This is a genomic window from Arthrobacter sp. AFG7.2 (assembly GCF_002892835.1).
In the GTDB taxonomy this organism is placed as follows: Bacteria; Actinomycetota; Actinomycetes; order Actinomycetales; family Micrococcaceae; genus Arthrobacter.
Genome location: NZ_PJMB01000013.1, coordinates 59,554 through 80,100, shown reverse-complemented (window position 1 = coordinate 80,100; position 20,547 = coordinate 59,554). Strand labels below are relative to the sequence as shown.

The window sequence follows — 20,547 nt, the reverse complement described above, 5'->3', positions numbered from 1 at the left end:
CCTAACTGTTCCCAAAAATGTCCTGGTACGCCGTCGCCAGACGCAGGGGGTCGTGGACGGGACGGCGGCCCGACGCCCCTACTTTACCCAAGACCACCTCGGCGCCGATCATCGCGGCGGCTTGCACGAACTCCTGCCGGTCCGGGACGGATGCGGGATCGGCCAGGACAACGTCGACGCTGAAGTCGGGAGCGTAGCGCCGCAGCACGTGGAGATGGTCCGCCGCAGTCATGCCGGATGTTTCCTTCGTATCCGTGGCCAGGTTCATGGTCAGGCAGCGCTTGGCCGGCGTCTGGCACAGCGCCTGCCGCATCTCAGGCAGCAGGAGGTGGGGCAGGACGGAGGTGTACCAGGAGCCCGGCCCAAGGATCACCCAGTCCGCGAGTTCGATGGCCGTCAGCGCTTCGACGCAGGCGGGCGCCGCTTCGGGCAGGAGCCGGACCTGCTCCAGGGAGCCGGCCACGGCGCACCGCGCCTGGCCGCGGATGGTGTGGACGGCGGAGCCGCCGTCGGGGGCGCTGACACGCACGTCCCCCTCAATGGTGAGCGGCACAGTGGACATGGGCAGCACCTGGCCGCGTGCTCCCAGCAGAGCGCCGGCCCACCTGAGCCCGGCGACGGCGTCGCCCAGCAGCTCCCACAGGGTGACAATGAGCAGGTTTCCCATGGCGTGGTCGTCGAGGGAGCCGCCCCGGCCGTTGCCGGGCCGGAAGCGGTGCTGCATCACGTCCCGCCACGTGCGTCCCCAGTCGGTGTCGTCACAGAGGGCGGACAAAGCCATCCGCAGGTCCCCGGGCGGAAGGACGCCGTACTCCTCGCGCAGCCGCCCGGACGAGCCGCCGTCGTCGGCCACCGTCACAACGGCCGTCAGGTCCGAGGTGAGCAGGCGCAGGGCGGACAAGGACGCGGAGAGGCCGTGCCCGCCGCCCAGGGCGACAATGTTGGGCCCTTTGTCCTGCTGGCCGGCCCCTGTCCCGGCAGGTGGAATCAAAGGCAGGGCGCCGGTGAAAACCGACATTACTCGCGGCCCAGATCCCGGTGCGTGGTGGTCACCGTGACTCTGGGAAACTGGGCAAGTTTCTTGGAAAGCTCGACGGCGACCGCAACTGAGCGGTGTTTCCCGCCTGTGCAGCCCACGGCGATGGTGGCGTAATGCTTGTTCTCGCGGCGGTAACCATCCAGGACAGGCTCCAGGGCCATGACATAGCGGTCAACGAAGTTCTTGACGCCCTCGGCTTCGAGGACGTAATCGCTGACGTCCTTGTCCAGTCCCGTGTGCGGACGCAGCTGCGGCACCCAGTGGGGGTTGGGGATGAAACGGACGTCCGCCACGTAGTTGGCGTCCACGGGAAGGCCGTACTTGAAGCCGAAGCTCATGACGTTCAGCCGCAGCGCCACAGGGCCCGTTTCGCTGAACAGCTCTGTGATGGCGGTCGCCAGGCCGTGGACGTTGTAGCCGGAGGTGTCCAGCACGACGTCGGAGCTGTCGCGCAGTTCCTGCAGCAGCTCACGTTCAGCAGCGATGCCGTCCAGGATGCGGCCGCCGCCCTGCAGCGGATGCGGCCGGCGCCCCTGCTCGAAGCGCCGGACCAGGACGTCGTCGCTGGCGTCGAGGAAAAGCACCCGGAAGGTGACGCCGCTGGAGGCCAGCGCGCCCAGCGCGGCACGGATGTCCGCGAAGAGTCCCTTGCTGCGCACGTCGATGACCACTGCCAGCCGGGGAATGGACTGCGGTGCATGGGAGACCAGGTCGGCGAGCGTTCCGAGCATCTGCGGGGGAAGGTTCTCCACGACGTACCAGCCGTGGTCCTCCAGGGCATCAGCGGCTGTACTGCGCCCTGCTCCGGACATCCCGGTGACCACCAGCAGCTCCGCTTCGAGGGGCTTGACAGGCTGCAGCCCGTCCTGCCCTGCTCCGGATTCCGCCGTCGTGTCTGCCATTAAGTCCGCCCCGTTTCCGTTGTTGTCCCGCAGGCCGCCGCGTTGGCGGAAACCCCGATCTTTACCCTAGCCAAGTTTCAGCGGACTCCGCTAAGTTTCGATGATTTCGCCGGTGGTCATATTGATGGCGGGCACTGCAGCCGATTCGGCTCCGTCCGGCGCAAAGTGGTTGACGATCGCGCCGGCCAGGGCAGGGCCGATGCCTTTCGCCTGGGACAGCTCTGCTGCAGAGGCAGCCTTGACGCCCCTAACGGAGCCGAAGTGGGCCAGGAGGGCCTTGCGCTTGGAGGCACCGAGCCCCGGCACCCCGTCCAGGGCGGAGACGGTCATCGCCTTCCCCCGCTTCTGCCGATGGAAGGAGATGGCGAACCGGTGTGCCTCGTCCCTGATGCGCTGCAGCAGGTACAGCCCCTGCGACGTCCTGGGGAGGATCACCGGGAAATCGCTGTCCGGCAGCCAGACTTCCTCCAGCCGCTTGGCCAGTCCCACCACGTACACGTCCTCGATGCCCAGGTCAGCCAAAGCGCGCGCTGCAGCGTTCACCTGGGGTTTGCCGCCGTCCACCACCACGAGGTTGGGCGGGTAGGCGAACTTGGCCCGCGGCGCCGGTGTAGTGGTATCCAGCGAAGAGACCTGTCCCTGCTCCGGGTCTTCGGGTGTGCCGGTGAGGGCCGCATCATCCACCTGCGCCGACTTGTCCTGCAGGTAGTGGCGGAACCGGCGGGTCAGGACATCGTGCATGGCCGCGGTATCGTCCGCCGCTGCAGGCCCGGTCACCGAGAACTTCCGGTAGTCCGACTTCTTGGGCAGGCCGTCCTCTACCACCACCATGGAGGCCACCACGTTGGTGCCCTGGACGTGCGAGACGTCGAAGCACTCGATGCGGAGCAGCGGCACGGGAAGGTCCAGCGCCTCCTGGAGCTCCTGGAGTGCCTGCGACCTGACGGTGAGGTCCCCGGCCCGGCGGGTCTTGTGCAGCTTCAGGGCGTGCTCGGCGTTCTCCCGCACGGTGGACATCAGGGCGGCTTTGTCCCCGCGCTGTGGCACCCGGATCTCAACCTTCGCCCCCCGCAGTCCGCCGAGCCACTGCGACAGCTCCTCAGCGTTGCTGGGGACAACGGGCACCAGGACCTCCCGCGGCAGCCGCCCATGGCTGTCGCCGTCCTCGCCGTAGACCTGCTGCAGGAGGTGCTCCACCAGGTCCGGGGTGGTTGAATCCTCGACTTTTTCGACCACCCACCCGCGCTGGCCGCGGATCCGGCCGCCGCGGACATGGAACACCTGGACGGCAGCTTCCAGTTCATCCTCGTGCAGGGCAAAGATGTCCGCGTCCGTCTCATCCGCCAGGACCACGGCGTTGCGCTCAAAGACCTTGCGCAGGGCCGTGATGTCATCGCGCACCCGGGCAGCGCGCTCGTAGTCCAGTTCGGCGACGGCTTCAGCCATCTGCTTTTCCAGCTTGGCGATGAATCGCTTGGCCTCCCCGCCCATGAAGGCGCAGAAGTCATCAGCGAGGGCCCGGTGGTCCTGGGGAGAGATCCGGCCCACGCACGGGGCGGCACACTTGTCGATGTAGCCCAGGAGGCAGGGCCGCCCGCTGGCTTCAGCGCGCTTGAACACCCCCGCACTGCAGCTGCGCACCGGGAAGACGCGGAGCAGGGTGTCCATGGTTTCGCGGATGGCACCGGCCGTGTAGGGGCCGAAGTAGCGGGTGCCCTTCCTTTTGTCGCCCCGCATTACCTGCACGCGCGGATACTTTTCGCCGAGGGTGACGGCCAGGTAGGGGTACGTTTTGTCATCCCGGAAGACGACGTTGAACCGTGGCTTGAATTCCTTGATCCACGTATATTCCAGCTGCAGCGACTCAAGCTCACTGCCTACCACAGTCCATTCAACGCTGCTGGCCGCGTGGACCATGGCGTAGGTCTTGGGCAGCAGTCCGGCGGGGTTGGCGAAGTAGGAGTTCAGGCGGGAACGCAGGCTTTTCGCCTTGCCCACGTAGATCACGCGGCCGTGCTGGTCGCGGAACCGGTACACCCCCGGGTTGGTGGGAATTTCTCCCGTCTTGGGCCTGTAACTTGCTGGATTTGCCACCTATACAGTCTACTGAGGCGCGCCGGGCAGCTTTGCCAGTCAGCCGCCTGCCGGAGTAACGCCAATAGCGAAAGGAACGGCAAGCGGGCTGCTATTCCGCCGTTTTGCTCTGGTTGTAGCTGGTGGACCGCTCCTGCCCGCTCAGTTCAGCGATGGCGTCCATGATCCGGTCCGTCACTTCCCGCCGTGCCGGCAGCGAGTGGTCCGGGCCCGTCTTGTCGAAGTACAGCGGCTCCCCCACCTTCATGGTGAAGTGCTGCGGCCGTACACCGCTCTCTCCCGCGCGCTGAAGGTTCTCCGTTCCGATCAGCCCCACCGGAATAACCGGCGCGCCCGTGGTCAGCGCGAGCCAGCCCACACCGGTGCGGCCGCGGTAGAGGATGCCGTCCCGGGACCGGGTGCCTTCCGGGTAGATTCCAATTCCCTTGCCCGATTCCAGGATGTCCAGCAGCGTCTTGAGCGCCTGGACGCTGGCCGCCTGCTCGCCCCGTTCCACCGGAATGGAGCCGACGGACTCGAAGAAGGCCTTCATGACCTTGCCCTTGGCTCCTCCCGTGGTGAAGTATTCGGCCTTGGCGAAGAATGCGACGGGGCGCGGCATCAGTGCCTGGACGATGACGCTGTCAAAAAAGGACAGGTGGTTGGGGGCCACAATGAACGGCCCGTCGGTCGGGACATTTTCAATGCCGACGACGGTAGGCCGGCAGGTCCCCGAGATCAGGCTGCGTGTGGTCCAGCGGACCGCCTCAAACATTGCCATCGTTAGTCACCTCACCCATGGCTGCCGCGTGAATGGCCTGCATCCGTCCAATGAGCTCGGCCAGGCCTTCGGCGGTTTCCACGACAGCCACCGCGCCTGCCTCTTCGAGCTCACCGTCAGGAGCAAAGCCCCAGGCCACTCCAATGCAGTCCAGGCCGTTTGCAATGGCGCCTGAAACGTCCTGAGCCCGGTCACCAACCATCACGGCATGCCGGGTGTCCAGGTCCTTCAAGGCAGCGGCGATGACCCCGGTCTTCCCGAGCGGGATGCCCGCCACGGCCGTCTCATCATCTGCGGATCCGTGGATGCCATGGAACAGCCCGTCGATCCCGTGGTGTTCCAGGACGGTGCGGGCCAGGCGCTGCGGTTTTTGGGTTGCAACCGCAACCGGAAGCCCGTCTTTCGCAAAGGTTTCCAGGAGGTCACGGACGCCCGGGTAGATCCGGCTCTGCGCGATACCGGTGGCCACGTAGTACTCGCGGTACAGCCGAATAACGTCATCCAGCAGCTCCGCAGGCACATTGGCCACATTCAGCAGGGCGTCACTGAGCTTGGGACCGATCATCGAGTGGAGCAGGTCCTGGCCGGGAACCGGCAGGTCCAGGGCCTGCAGGGCCCGGGAGATTCCGTCTGTTATCCCACCCGCCGGATCGACAAGAGTGCCGTCCAGGTCAAAGATCACGGGCACTGTTGTTTGAGTCACCGGGTTAGTTTCTCACGACACCACTCGTGCCTGAAACTCGCATACCCGCGGCGGAATATATCCGGGAAATTTTCCTTCCCTTACTCCAGGATTTCAGCGAGGAAGGCAGCAGTGTGGCTGGTGGTGGACTTGGCCACCTGCTCGGGCGTGCCGGTGGCCACGATCTGGCCGCCGCCGGATCCACCGTCGGGTCCAAGGTCAACGACCCAGTCGGCACTCTTGATGACGTCCAGGTTGTGTTCGATGGTGATCACGGTATTGCCTTTGTCCACCAGACCCTGCAGCACCATCAGCAGCTTGCGGATGTCCTCGAAGTGAAGCCCGGTGGTGGGCTCGTCCAGGACATAGACGCTGCGCCCGTTGGACCGCTTCTGGAGTTCCGCGGCCAGCTTGACGCGCTGCGCCTCGCCGCCGGACAACGTGGTTGCGGGCTGGCCCAGGCGGACGTAGCCCAAACCGACGTCCACCAGGGTGTTGAGGTGCCGGGCGATGGGCGAGAAGGCAGCGAAAAACTCGGCGCCCTCTTCGATGGGCATGTTCAGGACATCCGCGATGGTTTTGCCCTTGTAGTGGACTTCGAGCGTTTCCCTGTTGTAACGCGCCCCGTGGCATACCTCGCAGGGCACGTAGACGTCGGGCAGGAAGTTCATCTCGATCTTCAGCGTGCCGTCACCGGAGCAGGCCTCGCAGCGGCCACCCTTGACGTTGAAGGAGAACCGGCCAGGGAGGTAGCCGCGAACCTTCGCCTCGGTGGTTTCGGCGAAGAGTTTCCGGATGTTGTCAAAGACGCCTGTGTAGGTGGCCGGGTTGGAACGCGGAGTGCGGCCGATGGGGCTTTGGTCCACGTGCACAACCTTGTCCAGGTGCTCCAGGCCCTGGACTGCCTTGTGCCGCCCGGCTACCTGTTTGGCACCGTTGAGCTTGTTGGCCAGGACCTTGTACAGGATCTCATTCACCAGGGTGGACTTGCCGGAACCGCTCACACCGGTCACGGCAGTGAAGAGGCCCAGCGGGAACGCTGCATCCACGTTCACAAGGTTGTTTTCCCGCGCGCCCACAACCTTAAGCTCACGCTTCTTGTCGTATTTGCGGCGCTTGGCGGGCACGTCAATCTTCTTGCGGCCGGAGAGGTAATCGCCGGTCAATGAAGCCGTGTTCTCCAACAGTTCCTTGTAGGAACCGGAGTGGACCACCTGGCCGCCGTGCTCCCCCGCGCCCGGTCCGATGTCCACAATCCAGTCCGCGACATGGATGGTGTCCTCGTCGTGTTCGACGACGATGAGCGTGTTGCCCATGTCCCGGAGCCTGGTCAGGGTATCGATCAGGCGCCGGTTGTCACGCTGGTGCAGGCCAATGGACGGCTCGTCCAGGACGTAGAGGACACCCACCAGACCGGACCCGATCTGGGTGGCCAGCCGGATACGCTGTGCTTCGCCCCCGGAGAGCGTGGCGGAGGGACGTTCGAGGTTCAGGTACTCCAGGCCGACGTCGAGCAGGAAGGTCAGCCTGGCCTGGATCTCCTTAAGCACCTGGTGGGCGATCTGTGCTTCGCGTCCGGTCAGCACCAGGGTGTTCAGGAACTCCGCGCAGTCGCGCATGGGAAGGGCAGCAACCTCGGCAATTGACTTGCCATTGATCAGCACCGACAAGGACGCCGGGTTAAGCCGGGCACCGTTGCAGGCCGGGCAGGGAACCTGCCGCATGTACTCTTCGTAGCGGTCGCGGGCCCAGTCGGAGTCCGTCTCACCGTGCTTGCGGTGGACGTACTGGATCGCTCCTTCAAAGCCGGTGCTGTACTTGCGCTCCCGGCCAAAACGGTTGCGGTATTGAACCACCACCTTGTGGTCCTTGCCGTGCAGGACAGTCTGGCGAACATCCTTGCCCAGCTTCTCCCACGGGGTGTCCATCGAGAAGCCGAGTTCCTTGGCAAGGCCGTCAAGGAGCCTGTTCCAGTATTCCGTGGTGGCTGTTCCCATGGACCAGGGCGCGATGGCGCCGTCGGCCAGGGAAAGCTCCGGGTTGGGAACAATAAGTTCCTCGTCCACCTCCAGCTTTGTGCCGATGCCGCTGCAGGCCGCGCAGGCGCCGAAGGGATTGTTGAACGAGAAGGAGCGGGGCTCGATCTCGTCGATGGCAAGGGGGTGCTCGTTAGGGCAGGCCAGGTTTTCCGAGAATGCCCGCAGCCGCCCGGGATCGTCCGCATCAAGGTCCACGAACTCTGCCAGGACGCGGCCCTCGGCCAGGACCAGGGCGGTTTCGATGGAGTCCGTGAGCCGCTGGCTAATGCCTTCCTTGACCACCAGGCGGTCCACAACAACCTCAATGGTGTGCTTGTACTGTTTTCCGAGCTTGGGCGGATCACTCAGCTGCACCAGGTCTCCGTCGACCCGTGCGCGGGAGTAGCCCTTTGCCGTCAGTTCCTTGAACAGGTCGACGAACTCGCCCTTGCGGCCGCGCACAACGGGTGCCAGGACCTGGAAGCGCGTACCCTCCTCAAGCTCCAGCAGCTGATCAACGATCTGCTGGGGCGTCTGCTTGGCGACGGGTTCGCCACACACAGGGCAGTGCGGCCGCCCGACGCGGGCCCACAGCAGGCGCATGTAGTCGTAGATCTCGGTAATGGTGCCTACCGTGGACCGCGGGTTCTTGCTGGTGGATTTCTGGTCGATGGAGACCGCCGGAGACAGTCCCTCGATGAAATCGACGTCGGGCTTGTCCACCTGGCCGAGGAACTGGCGCGCATAGGCGGACAGGGATTCGACGTACCGCCGCTGGCCCTCCGCGAAGATGGTGTCGAACGCCAGGGATGACTTCCCGGATCCGGAGAGGCCGGTGAACACGATCATCGCGTCCCGGGGCAGGTCGAGATCGACGTTGCGAAGGTTGTGTTCCCGCGCGCCCTTGACGATGAGGCGGGAGAGGTCCGGGCGTTGTTGGGCAGCCGCAGGAGGTACGGTCAAAGCGGTGGAGGGGGCAGAAGTTTCTTCAGCTACGGCTTTAGGCACCCCATTATGCTAATCGAAAACTTCTTCGAACTTGCACGGTTCCGCCCTCAGGGAACATCGTAGGCGGCGGCCAGCAGCTTCACGGCCTCCGCGAAAGTGGCGCCCTGCGCTTTGGCCGCCGCGGCGTAGGCTGCGGCCGCGGCAGCGAGCCCGCCGAGGCGTTCATCGGCCGCGCACACCACGGTGCCGTTCCGGCCTCGGGTGGCAACGATTCCAGCAGCTTCGAGCTCCTTGTAGGCCCGGGCAACTGTATGCGGGGCAACGTCCAGGCCCTCGGCCAGTGCCCTCACTGCCGGGAGCCTCGTTCCCGGCGGCAGCGCGCCCTTGTCCACCAAATGGATGACGTGGAGCCGCAGCTGCTCGAACAGCGGCACGGAGCTGGCGTTGTTCGGCTTCCAGGCTCCCGGGAATCCGGCTGCCGGGGTCAAATGCCGGCCTCGAGCGCGTCCGTCCTGCCGGGGCGGGCGGAGAACTGTGCATTGTGAAGGCGGGCGTAGTAGCTGTTGGCAGCAAGCAGGCTGTGATGCGTGCCCTGTTCAACGATGCGTCCATGGTCCATGACCAAAATTAGATTAGCGTTGCGGATGGTGGACAAACGGTGGGCAATGACAAAACTGGTCCTGCCCTGCCGCAGGCGCTGCATTGCCTGGCGGATCAGGAGCTCGGTTCGTGAATCAACGGAGCTGGTGGCCTCGTCAAGAACCAGGATGGCCCGGGCCGCCAGCTGTGCCCTGGCTATGGTGAGGAGCTGCCGCTGGCCCTGGCTGAGTGGTTCACCACCGTCTTCCAGCACTGTGTCGTAACCGCCGGGCAGTGCCCTGACGAACCTGTCCACATAGCTGGCTTCAGCCGCTGCGATGATGGCGCTTTCCGTGGCGCCCGGCCTGCCGTAGGCAATGTTTTCCCTGATGGTTCCCGCGAAGAGCCAGGCGTCCTGGAGTACCACGCCGTATTGTTCCCGCACCCGGTCCCGGGACATTGCGGCAATGTTTGTTCCCCCCATGGTTATCCGCCCGGACCCTGGCTCGTAGAACCGCAGCAGGAGGTTTACCACGGTGGTCTTCCCTGCTCCCGTGTGCCCGACGATGGCAACCGTCTCCCCGGGCTCCACGGAGAAGGAGAGGTTATGCACTGCCGGGGCTGAGTCCGGGTAGCCGAAGGTGACGTCTTCAAAGGCAATCCGTCCGCCCGGCGGGGCCGCGCCGGCATCCGCCGGCGGTTCGGCCGGATCCTCCTCCGCGTCGAGGAGGGCGAACACACGCGCGGCGGACGCAACGCAGGACTGAATGAGGTTCAGCATGCCGCCGATTTGGCCGACGGGCTGGGTGAAGAGCCTGCTGAACTGGATAAAGGCCTGGATCCCGCCGATGGTCATTGCCCCGGCAATGACCTGGAGGGCACCAACCACTGCCACGGCAATGTAGTTGAGGTTTGACATCAGCACCATCAGGGGCTGCACCACGCCTGCCGAATACTGCGCTTTGGTGGCGGCACGCGCAAGCCGGTCATTGCTCCGCGCGAAGGTCTTCGCGGCCTGGGCCTGCTGCCCGAAGGCCTTGATGACCTCGTGGCCCGAGACGAACTCTTCCACATGCGCGTTCAGCTCGCCGGTCTCTGTCCACTGCCTCGCAAACTGGGCCTGGGACCGGCGGGCTACAAGCACGGTAATGAGGGTGGACAGTGGAACGGTAGCAATGGCGATTGCGGCGAGCAGGGGTGAGATCCACAGCATCATGGCCAGGGATCCGCACAGCATGAGGAAGGACATGATCAGCTGCGTCAGGAGCTGGTTCATGGCCTGGGCGATGTTGTCGATGTCGTTCGTTGCCCGGCTCAGGACATCACCCCTGGAGCGTTCGCGGAAATATGAGGCCGGCAGCCGGTGCAGCTTGTCTTCCACCGACGCACGCAGACCGTACATAAGACCTTGCACTGACCTGGCTGTGAGTGCTCCCTGGATCCAGTTGAACAGTGAGGCAAAGACGTACATCAGGGCAACCCCGGCGAGCAGCAGGCCAAGCCTGCCCTGGTCCAGGGCTCCCTGGAACATGCCATCCACCACCACGTCAGTGGCGTCGCCGAGGTATTTCGGCGCCGCGACATTGAGCCCCGCAAAGGTGCACGTGGCTGCTACGGCGCCGAGCATGAACCTCCTGAACGGCTGCAGCCGGCCCAGCAGCCTCCCTGCTGTGGGCCAGAACTTTTCGGTCGCTCCCGGAGCAACGGGCAGCGGCGTCATCCCGGGCCATCCAGTGCGAGCTGCGACTCTGCAATCTCCCGGTAGGTGGAAGAGCTCTTCAGCAGCTCGGGGTGCGTTCCCTGCGCCGCCAGCTGCCCGCCGTCGAGCACCAGGATCAGGTCAGCGCTTTCGACGGCGGAGATCCGCTCTGCCACCACTACCACCGTGGCAGTGGCAAGCTCTGCTGCCAAAGCGTGCCTCAACCGTGTGTCTGTGTCGTAGTCCAGCGCTGAGAAACTGTCGTCAAAAAGATAGAGCGGGCTCTTCCGCAACAGGGCCCGCGCAATGCACAGCCGCTGCCGCTGCCCGCCGGACAGGTTCGTCCCGCCCTGGCCGATGGGTGTGGCGAGTCCCAGCGGCAGGTCGCGCATAAACCGCATGGTCTGTGCCGTCTCCAGGGCAGTCCAGAGTTCTGCGTCCGGGGCATCCGGAGCGGCCATCCGAAGGTTCTGTGCGATGGTGCCCGAAAACAGATGGGAGTGCTGGGGAACGATCGACATGCCTGCCCGCAGGGTGTCCAGCGGAAGGTCCCTGATATTGACGCCATTGAGGCTGATGGTCCCCGTGGTGGAATCGAGGAAGCGTGGGATCAGGTTGAGCAGCGTGGACTTTCCACTTCCCGTGGAGCCGATGATGGCCGTTGTGGTGCCCGGTCCCGCGGTGAAGCTGATGTCCGCCAGGACCGGAGCTTCCGCCCCCGGATAGGAGAATCCCACCTGGCTGAATTTCAGAACACCGGCGGTGTCCGGCGGGACCCGCGGGCCGGAGCCGCGAACCGGGAGTACCGCCGGGGCTTCCTGCGGATCACGAACCGAGGGCTCAGTGGTGAGTACAGCGTCGATGCGCTCGGCGCAGACTGCTGCCCGCGGTGCGGTCATGAGGACGTACATCGCCATCATGATGGCGAGCAGGATCTGCAGGATGTAGGCGATGAAGGCGGCAAGGGCTCCAATGTTCATCAGGCCCGCCTGGATCCGGTGCCCGCCGAACCATACGACGGCCACGGAGGAGATGTTCACAACCAGCATGATCAGCGGCAGCATTCCTGCCACCAGCAGGGCAGATTGCAGATTGTTTGCTGTCAGGCTGCTGTTGGTCCGCGCAAAGCGCCGGACCTCGTGGTCCTGGCGGACAAAGGCCCGGATGACGTTGGCTCCGATGATCTGCTCGCGGAGGATGCCCCCTGCCCGGTCGAGGAGGTCCTGGCCCTCACGGTAGAGGGGGATGAGGCGCCTGACGATGCCGTACATGATCAGGAGCAGCAGCGGCACGATAACGATCACCACCGCGGAGAGCGCCACGTCCTGCTGCAGGGCAAGGACAATTCCGCCCAGGCCCATCGCCGGCCCCGCTACCAGCATGGTGAACACCAGCACTGCAAAGGCCTGGATCTGCTGCGTATCGTTGGTGGCGCGCGTGGTGAGGCTCTGGGTTCCGAAGGCAGCCACCTCCTGGGAGGACAGCGACTGGATTTTGGTAAAGATTTCCGCGCGAAGCTGGTGCCCGATCCGCATCGCCACCACAGCCGCCAGGTAGCCTGCCGCTATTGCGGCCGCTGCCTGGACGGCGGCCAAGGCGGCCATCATGATGCCCAGGCGGTTGATGACCGCCGTGTTCCCGGCCACGATGCCGTCGTCGATGATGGCGGCGTTCACGGTGGGCAGCATCAGGGTAGCGGCCGCCTGAAACAGCTGGAGAACAACGATGGCAGCGACGTGGCCTTTGTGGGCCCCCAGCAGCCGCCTCATTAATCCGGTCAGCAACGTACCTCCAGTAAGGTCAGTCAGCCGAGGGGGCAGCCGGCGGTAGCCTCTCCCCCTTCAGCCACCCCGTTATTGTAAGCCACGTCACTTTCGAAACTTGTCATATGCCGTGACCAGGTTGTCGAGTGCGTCAAGCCACAGCCTTTACCCATTCTTGCGGCCCACCGCAAAGATCCTGCGGAAAGGAAAGACGGTGCCATGAGCGGTGGGTGGGTAGGCGTCCCTCAGCGCCGCGGCGTAGTTGGCCTCAAAGTCGGAGCCTTCCTCAGGGGTAAGAACGGCCAGGACGGGCCGTAGCGCAGTGCCGCGGACCCACTCCAGAACAGCATCCCTGCCCGGAAGGACCTGCTGGTAGGTCGTCTCCCAGGCGTCCGCGGTGTACCCGGCGTCCAGCAGGATGTGGAGGTATTCCCCGGGCTCGGCCACGGACTCGCCCCCGCGCAGCACCCCGGCGAGCTGCGGTGCCCACCGATCCGAAGCCGCCAGCTCGCGCATCAGGACGTGGGACGGGGCGTTGAAGTTCCCCGGGACCTGCATTGCAAACCATGAGCCCGGACGGAGCGCCTCAAGCCAGGAACGCATCATCTCCTGGTGGCCGGGGACCCACTGTAGTGCGGCGTTGCTCACCACCACCCCGGTTTCCTGGGACGGCATCCATTCAGCGATGTCCATGCGGCCAAAGCGCAGGGAGGGTGTTCCCTCCGCAACTGCCTCTGCTCTTGCCAGCATCTCGGCCGAGGAATCAAGCCCGACAACGTCGGCCTCAGGCCACCGCTCCGCGAGGGTCGCGGTGAGGTTTCCCGGTCCGCACCCCAGGTCCACCACCTGCCCTGGCGAGTCCGCATGGACCCTGCCCGTCAGGTCGAAGAAAGGCCGGTCACGGTAGTCGCCGAACTGGACGTATTTTGACGGATCCCATTTCATGTCATTTGTCTCCAGGTTCTGGTTCTGCAGGTACGCGGAAGCCTAACCCGCAGGCGGCGATTTTCCCGGCGCGGCCGGGCACTAAGCTGGAAATCAATGAAACTCGTTGACCAGCTGACCGATTTGCCCGCTCCCGGCCTGCCCGCCGGCGTCGATCCCGATGACCTCTACACGCGGTTTGTCGAGTGGACGGAAAGCCGGGGGCTGGCCCTGTACCCGGCGCAGGACGAAGCCATCATGGAGCTGGCGACGGGGGCTAACGTCATTTTGGCCACGCCGACCGGGTCCGGAAAGTCACTCGTGGCCATCGCAGCCCACTTCCAGGCGATGGCCCAGGGCCAGCGGAGCTACTACACCGCGCCCATCAAGGCGCTGGTTTCCGAGAAATTCTTTGCCCTGTGTGACATTTTCGGCGCCGAAAACGTGGGAATGATCACCGGCGATTCCGGCGTCAACCAGGACGCTCCCATTATCTGCTGCACGGCCGAAATCCTGGCGAACACCGCACTCCGTGAGGGGGCGGCCGCGCAGCTGGGCACCGTCATCATGGACGAGTTCCATTTCTATTCAGACCCGCAGCGCGGCTGGGCCTGGCAGGTTCCCCTGCTTGAGCTCCCGCAGGCGCAGTTCCTGCTGATGTCCGCCACCCTCGGTGACGTCAGCAGGTTCGAGGAAGGCCTGACCGCACTGACCGGCCGCACCACCACCACGGTGAGCTCGGCAGAACGGCCCATTCCGCTGCATTACTACTACCACGAGACCCCCGTCCACGAGACGCTGGAGGAACTGCTTTCCACCAGGCAGGTTCCGGTCTATGTGGTCCACTTCAGCCAGATTGAAGCGATTGACCGCGCGCAGACCCTGATGAGCATCAACGTCTGCACCCGCGAGGAAAAGGACAAAATCGCCGAGCTGATCGCCAACTTCAGGTTTGCCGCCGGTTTCGGCAAGACGCTGAACCGGCTCGTGCGCCACGGCATCGGCGTGCACCACGCAGGCATGCTGCCCAAGTACCGGCGGCTGGTGGAACAGCTGGCACAGGCCGGGTTGCTCAAAGTCATCTGCGGCACCGACACGCTGGGGGTGGGAATCAATGTGCCCATCCGCACCGTCCTGCTGACTGCACTGAGCAAATACGACGGCGTCCGCACCCGCCTGCTCAACTCCCGGGAGTTCCACCAGATCGCGGGCCGGGCCGGCCGGGCGGGTTACGACACAGCGGGGACCGTTGTGGTCCAGGCGCCCGAGCACGTCACCGAGAACGTCAAGGCCATGGCCAAGGCAGTCGCCAAATTCGGCGACGACCAGAAAAAGCTGCGCCAGGTGGTCAAAAAGAAGCCGCCCGAAGGATTTGTCAGCTGGGGGGAGCCTACGTTCAAACGGCTGGTCGAATCCGTGCCGGACCCGCTGTCGTCAAGCTTCACCGTGACCCACGCCATGTTGATGAACCTGATGGAACGCCCCGGCGACCCCTTCACCGCAGCCCGGCGCCTGCTCACCGAGAACCACGAGCCCCGTTCCTCCCAGCTGCAGCTCATGAAAAAGGCACTGGGCATCTACCGGGAGTTGCTCGCGGCAGAAGTTGTGGAGCGGATCCCCGCGAACGAGCAGGGACGCGATGGCCGCACCGTCCGGCTGACCGTCCACCTCCAGCCGAACTTCGCACTGAACCAGCCGCTGTCCCCCTTCGCACTCGCCGCGCTGGAGCTCCTGGACCCGGACTCGCCGTCGTACGCCCTGGATGTGGTGTCGGTGATCGAGGCGACCCTGGAGAAGCCCCGCCAGATCCTCTCCGCGCAGATGAAGAAGGCCCGCGGCGAGGCGGTCGCCGCCATGAAGGCGGACGGCATCGACTACGACCAGCGGATGGCAATGCTGGACGAGGTGTCCTACCCCCAGCCCCTGGCCGAAATCCTCGGCGAGGCGTTCGAGGTGTACCGGAAAGCGGCACCCTGGGTAGGCGACTTCGAACTGGCGCCCAAGTCAGTGGTCCGGGACATGTACGAGCGCGCCATGAACTTTGGCGAGTTCGTCCAGTTTTACGGGCTGGCCCGGTCAGAGGGCATCGTCCTGCGCTACTTGGCGGATGCCTTCAAAGCGCTCCGGCAGACAGTTCCCCAGGACATGCTGCGCGAGGACCTGGAAGACCTGGTCGCCTGGCTCGGCGAACTGGTCCGGCAGGTGGACTCCAGCCTGCTGGACGAATGGGAGGAACTGGCATCCGGCCTGGCCCCGACGCCGCACGACGCACCGCCGCCTCCCCCGCCGTCGCTCACGTCCAACATCAGGGCTTTCCGGGTAATGCTCCGCAACGAGATGTTCCGGCGCGTGGAACTGTTCGCCGACGAGGACGCTGCAGCGCTCGGCGAACTCGACGGCGCGGCAGGCTGGAACGCGGACCGCTGGGAAGACGTGCTGGACGACTACTTCGACGAGCACGATGACATCGGAACCGGGCCGGACGCCCGCGGACCGGCCCTGCTCATCATCACGGAGGAGAAAGACCGGTGGAAGGTCCGGCAGATCTTCGACGATCCGGCGGCCAACCACGACTGGGGAATCTCCGCAGAGGTTGACCTTGCAGCATCGGACGAAACGGGAACCGCCGTCATCAGGGTGACTGACGTCAACCGGCTCTGACCGGTACCCGTTTCGGGCGGACCCGGACGGTAAGCTCGAATAATGAGTGTAATCCGCCCCGCAACCCCCCACGACGTTCCCGCAATCCTTCGGATGATCCACGAACTGGCGCACTACGAGAAGGAACCGGACGCCGTCCGGAACACCCCGGAAATGCTGCAGCACGTGCTCTTCGGGGACAACCCGCGCGTGTTCGCTGCCATGGCGGAAAACGAGGCAGGGGAAGTCCAGGGATTCGCTTTGTGGTTCCTGAACTATTCCACCTGGGAAGGCGTCCACGGCATCTACCTGGAGGACCTTTACGTCAGCCCGGAAGCCCGCGGCGAAGGACATGGGAAGGCCCTGCTCCAGCACCTGGCCGCCACCGCGGTGGAAAATGGATACGCCCGCGTGGAGTGGAGCGTCCTCGACTGGAACGAGCCGTCCATCAATTTCTATCGGAGCCTCGGCGCCCGGCCCATGGACGGTTGGTCCACTTTCCGGCTCACCGGCCAGGCCCTTGAACAGTTCGGCAGCGCAGTCCCGGCCGGCGCCAATGGCTAACGCAGGGATGTCCGCTATCTCCGGCTCCAGGATCCGTGCCAGGCATGAGGTCAGGGGGCGGCATGAATTCCGCGGCATGCGCACCGTGGAGCACCTATTTACCGTGCCGCTGGACCACACCGCTCCCGGCGGGGAGACGATCACCGTTTTTGCCCGTGAGTACGTCTCGGCCGCACACTCCAAGGAGGAAGCCGCGGAACTTCCCTGGCTGTTGTTCCTCCAGGGCGGCCCCGGGGGTCGCGGCAACAGGTTTGGATCACTGGGTGGCTGGAGCAAGGCGGCTGCCCGGGACTTCCGGATCCTCATGCTGGACCAGCGCGGCACCGGGCTCTCCTCGCCCATCGACCGCACCACGCTGCCGCTCCGTGGGTCAGCCCAGGACCAGGCTGCTTACCTGGAACACTTCCGTGCGGACTCCATCGTGGCCGACGCCGAGCTTGTCCGGGAGGCCCTCGGCTCCGGTCCGTGGACGGTGTACGGCCAGAGCTATGGCGGCTTCTGCGCCCTGACCTACCTGTCGTTTGCTCCGGACGGGCTGCAGGAAGTCCTGGTGACCGGCGGCCTTGCGCCCCTCGCCGGCCCGGCCGACGACGTCTACCGCGCCACGTTCCAGCGCGTGGCCGCCCGGAACGCCGAGTACTTCGGCTGGTACCCGGAGGACAGGGTCATGGTGGAACGGATTGCCCGCCATCTGCGGCACACTCCCGAGTTCCTGCCTGACAGCAGTCCGCTCACGGTGGAGCGCTTCCAGATGGTGGGCGCCTTCCTGGGCGGGAACACCCGCGTGGACAGCCTGCATTACCTGCTGGAGGATGCTTTCGTCTCGACGGGAGACGGGGTGCGGCTGTCGGACGCCTTCCTGGACCAGGTGCAGGGCATTGTCTCCAGGCGCTCCAACCCGCTTTATGCGCTGATGCATGAATCGATTTACGGCCAAGGGCAGGCGACGGACTGGGCGGCCTGGCGGGTGCTGGCGGAGTATCCGGAGTTCGGCCCGGACGCCGAGCCGCTCCTGCTGACGGGCGAGATGGTTTATCCCTGGTACTTCGAACAGGACCCTGCGCTTCAGCCCCTCAGGGACGTGGCCCACCTGCTCGCCGCCAAACAGGACTGGAAGCCGCTGTACGACGTCGGACAGCTGGCAGCCAACACTGTCCCGGTAGCCGCGGCTATCTACTCTGACGATATTTATGTGGACCGGCAGCTGTCCCTCGAGACAGCGTCCGCCGTCCGCGGGCTGCAGGTCTGGGAGTCCGGCGACTTCCACCACGATGGGATTTCCGACGACGGGGAAGGCATCTTTGCGCGGCTCCTGGGTATGGCGCGCTCAGGCCGCTGACTGCCGCCGCGCAGCCATGACGGTCAGGAACGCCGCAGCCAGGACGCACGCGCCTACAACGCCGCCGAGCAGATTAAGACCCAGGTAACCCAGCCAGCTGAGGACCACGCCGGACACTGCCCCGCCCACCGCACCGGCAGCACCCATGAGCATGTCGGAAACGCCCTGGACGGCCACCCTGGACTCCTGCGCTACGCTTTCGGCCAGCAGGGTGGATCCGGAAACAGTGGCCGCAGACCAGCCCAGGCCCAGGAGGACCAGGCCCACCGCGACGGCGGCGGTGGAGCCCTGGCCGAACCCGGCGACAGCGACCGAAACGAGCAGCAGGCCGAACCCGATCATGATGGTTTGGGCCCTGCCCGCCTTGTCCGTCAGCCAGCCCATCACGGGCGAGAGGGCGAACATCCCGGCGATGTGCAGGGAAATGGTGAAGCCGATAATCACCAGCACATCACCGGATGCTGTGTGCCCGGCATGGCCGGAGCCGGGCACCTCCAGGAGTTCCTGCAGGTGCAGGGGAGTCATGGACATCACACCCACCATGACGGCGTGCGCTCCGACGACGGCGGCCACCGCCAGGAGCGCCGGCCGGGAGCCGCGGATGGCACGCAGGCCGCGGACCAGCGTCCCGCCGTCGCGCTTTACTGTGGCGGGAGTGCCGGCCCCTGCATAGCCGTCCCCTCGCGGGGCCTGGCCTTCGTGCCGGGAGCCCTCGGGTGCTGCCGCCGCCTGACGGGAAGCAAGTTCCCTGGCCAGCAGCAGCGGATCCGGCCGAAGTCCGGCAAAAAGCACGGCGGCTGCCAGGAGGAGGCCGGCGCCGGAGATCACGAAGGGCCCCGCCACGGGCGGAAGGCCAAGGGCCTCCCCCACCACAGTTCCTGGCTGGATCAGGTTGGGCCCTGCCACAGCTCCGATAGTTACTGCCCAGACCACGGTGGACAGTGCCCTGCCGCGGTGTTCGGGGTCGGCAAGATCCACCGCGGCGAAGCGGGCTTGGAGGCTGGCCGCGCTGCCGACGCCGATCCCGGCGGCACCCAGCACCAGCAGGATGAAGAGTCCGGACACCACCGCAAGCACCATCAATACAGCGCCGGCCAAAGCGCAGGACAGGCCGGTTACCTGCCCGATCCGGCGCCCCCGGCGGTCTGCGAGCGAGGCAAGCGGCAGGGCAGCCAGCGCCGCGCCAAGGGTCATCACCGTGGCCACGGCACCCGCCCAGGCGCTTGACCCTGAGAGCTCCACCGCAAGGATCGACCCGATGGAAACCGTTGCGCCGGTTCCGATACCGCCGAAAACCTGGGCCGTCGCCAGCAGCGCCACTGTGCGCTTCTGCACGTGGCGCACGTCCTGTTCCGTAATCAGTGTCGGGCCCATGGAGTGAGCATAGTCCCCCCGCGCAGGCCGCTGCAGAGGCTGCTTAAAGGCCAACGATCCCGGCCGCAGGAGCGGGCGGGATCGTTGACAGGCAAGACCTGGGCGCGTTACTCGGCGTCGCTGTGGCTCTTCCGGACGTCCTCTTCGAGGCGGGGGTCCACGTGGGCTTCCTTGGCCTTGGAGCTGACCAGGCTGGCAACGACGGCGATGATGATGGTGCCGACGATGACTGCCAGGGACACAAAGGTGGGGATTTCGGGAGCCCATTCAATGTGCTGCCCGCCATTGATGAACGGAAGTTCGTTGACGTGCATCGCATGCAGCACCAGCTTGACGCCGATGAAGGCGAGGATGAAGGACAATGCGTGCTTCAGGTAGATCAGGCGGTTCATGAGGCCACCGAGCAGGAAGTACAGCTGGCGCAGGCCCATCAGGGCAAACAGGTTGGCTGTGAACACAATGAACGGGCTCTGGGTGAGGCCGAAGATTGCGGGGATGGAGTCGACTGCGAAGAGCAGGTCCGTGAGGCCGATGGTGATGAACACGATCAGCATCGGGGTGAAGACCTTCTTGCCGTCCACCGTAGTCCGCAGCTTGCCGCCGTCGAACTTCTCGGACATGGGGATGACCTTGCGGATCTTGGCGATGAGCGGGTTTTCCCGGTCTTCTTCGTCTTCGCCTTCGTCCTGGGCCTGCTTCCAGGCAGTCCACAGCAGGAACGCGCCGAAGATGTAGAACACCCAGCTGAACTGCTCAATCACGATGGCGCCGAGAAGGATGAAGATACCGCGCAGGATCAGTGCGATGATGATGCCCACCATCAGCACTTCCTGCTGGTATTTCCGGGGCACGGAGAAGCGGGCCATGATGATGATGAAGACAAACAGGTTGTCAATGCTGAGGCTGTATTCGGTCACCCAGCCGGCGACGAACTGGCCGCCGTATTCCGGGCCGGTAAAGGCGAACATGGCCCCTGCAAACACCAGGGCGAGGCTGACGTAAAACGCTACCCAGAGTCCGGCTTCCTTCATGGAAGGTTCATGGGGGCGCCGGACCACCAAGAGAAGGTCGATCAGGAGGATCAGGCCGAGGACGACAAGTGAGCCGACTTCGAACCACACGGGCAATTCGAGCACAGGGTAGCCTTTCGCAGGGTACAGAGATGCGGTGTAAGTCTCTCCGGCCTGCCTGTGCACTTGGTGCTGATGTGGCGGCCCGCTAC

The 20,547-nt window shown here is 65.1% G+C and carries 15 protein-coding genes; 3 read left to right on the top strand and 12 right to left on the bottom strand.

Annotation, left to right across the window (positions count from 1 at the left end):
* Position 1: 1 nt before the first annotated feature.
* The 10 genes from CXX84_RS17760 to CXX84_RS17715 all read right to left on the bottom strand — a co-directional run bounded on the left by CXX84_RS17760 (position 2) and on the right by CXX84_RS17715 (position 13,429).
* The gene (locus CXX84_RS17760; protein WP_102978052.1) at positions 2–1,018 is read right to left on the bottom strand and encodes a uridine diphosphate-N-acetylglucosamine-binding protein YvcK; all 1,017 of its coding nucleotides are present in this window, start codon (positions 1,016–1,018) and stop codon (positions 2–4) included.
* Positions 1,018–1,941 carry an RNase adapter RapZ gene (gene rapZ, locus CXX84_RS17755; RefSeq protein ID WP_102978051.1) on the bottom strand — a complete coding sequence of 308 codons (924 nt, stop codon included), beginning with the start codon at positions 1,939–1,941 and terminating at the stop codon, positions 1,018–1,020. Before rapZ ends, CXX84_RS17760 begins: the two co-directional genes overlap by 1 nt.
* Before the next feature lie 90 nt (positions 1,942–2,031).
* Entirely contained in the window at positions 2,032–4,035 is a 2,004-nt protein-coding gene (gene uvrC, locus CXX84_RS17750; RefSeq protein ID WP_102978050.1) for an excinuclease ABC subunit UvrC, read from the bottom strand.
* A gap of 91 nt (positions 4,036–4,126) precedes the next feature.
* Positions 4,127–4,795, bottom strand: coding sequence for a lysophospholipid acyltransferase family protein (locus CXX84_RS17745; RefSeq protein ID WP_102978049.1), 669 nt, complete (start codon positions 4,793–4,795; stop codon positions 4,127–4,129).
* Entirely contained in the window at positions 4,782–5,498 is a 717-nt protein-coding gene (locus CXX84_RS17740) for an HAD hydrolase-like protein (protein ID WP_102978048.1), read from the bottom strand. Before CXX84_RS17740 ends, CXX84_RS17745 begins: the two co-directional genes overlap by 14 nt.
* A gap of 80 nt (positions 5,499–5,578) precedes the next feature.
* Positions 5,579–8,503, bottom strand: a complete 2,925-nt coding sequence (uvrA, locus tag CXX84_RS17735) for an excinuclease ABC subunit UvrA (protein ID WP_102978047.1) — start codon at positions 8,501–8,503, stop codon at positions 5,579–5,581.
* 47 nt (positions 8,504–8,550) lie between these two features.
* Complete coding sequence (locus tag CXX84_RS17730; protein WP_102978046.1) at positions 8,551–8,931, bottom strand: GntR family transcriptional regulator; 381 nt, start codon at positions 8,929–8,931, stop codon at positions 8,551–8,553.
* The gene (locus CXX84_RS17725) at positions 8,928–10,742 is read right to left on the bottom strand and encodes an ABC transporter ATP-binding protein (RefSeq protein WP_102978045.1); all 1,815 of its coding nucleotides are present in this window, start codon (positions 10,740–10,742) and stop codon (positions 8,928–8,930) included. The genes CXX84_RS17730 and CXX84_RS17725 overlap by 4 nt, the downstream gene beginning before the upstream one ends.
* The gene (locus CXX84_RS17720) at positions 10,739–12,490 is read right to left on the bottom strand and encodes an ABC transporter ATP-binding protein (RefSeq protein ID WP_102978044.1); all 1,752 of its coding nucleotides are present in this window, start codon (positions 12,488–12,490) and stop codon (positions 10,739–10,741) included. The genes CXX84_RS17725 and CXX84_RS17720 overlap by 4 nt, the downstream gene beginning before the upstream one ends.
* 159 nt (positions 12,491–12,649) lie before the next feature.
* The gene (locus CXX84_RS17715; protein WP_102978043.1) at positions 12,650–13,429 is read right to left on the bottom strand and encodes a trans-aconitate 2-methyltransferase; all 780 of its coding nucleotides are present in this window, start codon (positions 13,427–13,429) and stop codon (positions 12,650–12,652) included.
* A gap of 96 nt (positions 13,430–13,525) precedes the next feature.
* On the opposite strand from CXX84_RS17715, the gene CXX84_RS17710 reads away from it, so the two are divergent.
* Genes CXX84_RS17710 through CXX84_RS17700 form a run of 3 tightly spaced genes read left to right on the top strand, consistent with a single transcriptional unit; the run spans position 13,526 to position 17,951 of the window.
* Positions 13,526–16,069 (top strand): DEAD/DEAH box helicase, encoded by a 2,544-nt coding sequence (locus CXX84_RS17710; protein ID WP_102978042.1) that lies wholly within the window; start codon positions 13,526–13,528, stop codon positions 16,067–16,069.
* Between the two features lie 42 nt (positions 16,070–16,111).
* On the top strand, positions 16,112–16,612 hold the full coding sequence (locus CXX84_RS17705) for a GNAT family N-acetyltransferase (RefSeq protein ID WP_102978041.1): 501 nt from the start codon (positions 16,112–16,114) through the stop codon (positions 16,610–16,612).
* 7 nt (positions 16,613–16,619) lie between these two features.
* Positions 16,620–17,951 (top strand): alpha/beta fold hydrolase, encoded by a 1,332-nt coding sequence (locus tag CXX84_RS17700; protein ID WP_223253151.1) that lies wholly within the window; start codon positions 16,620–16,622, stop codon positions 17,949–17,951.
* Here CXX84_RS17700 and CXX84_RS17695 read toward each other — a convergent pair.
* Together CXX84_RS17695 and CXX84_RS17690 are read right to left on the bottom strand one after the other, a co-directional pair.
* Positions 17,940–19,325: an MFS transporter gene (locus tag CXX84_RS17695; RefSeq protein WP_102978040.1), complete on the bottom strand. Its 1,386-nt coding sequence runs from the start codon at positions 19,323–19,325 to the stop codon at positions 17,940–17,942. The genes CXX84_RS17700 and CXX84_RS17695 overlap by 12 nt on opposite strands.
* A 107-nt stretch (positions 19,326–19,432) precedes the next feature.
* The gene (locus tag CXX84_RS17690) at positions 19,433–20,461 is read right to left on the bottom strand and encodes a TerC family protein (RefSeq protein ID WP_102978039.1); all 1,029 of its coding nucleotides are present in this window, start codon (positions 20,459–20,461) and stop codon (positions 19,433–19,435) included.
* Between the last annotated feature and the right edge of the window lie 86 nt (positions 20,462–20,547).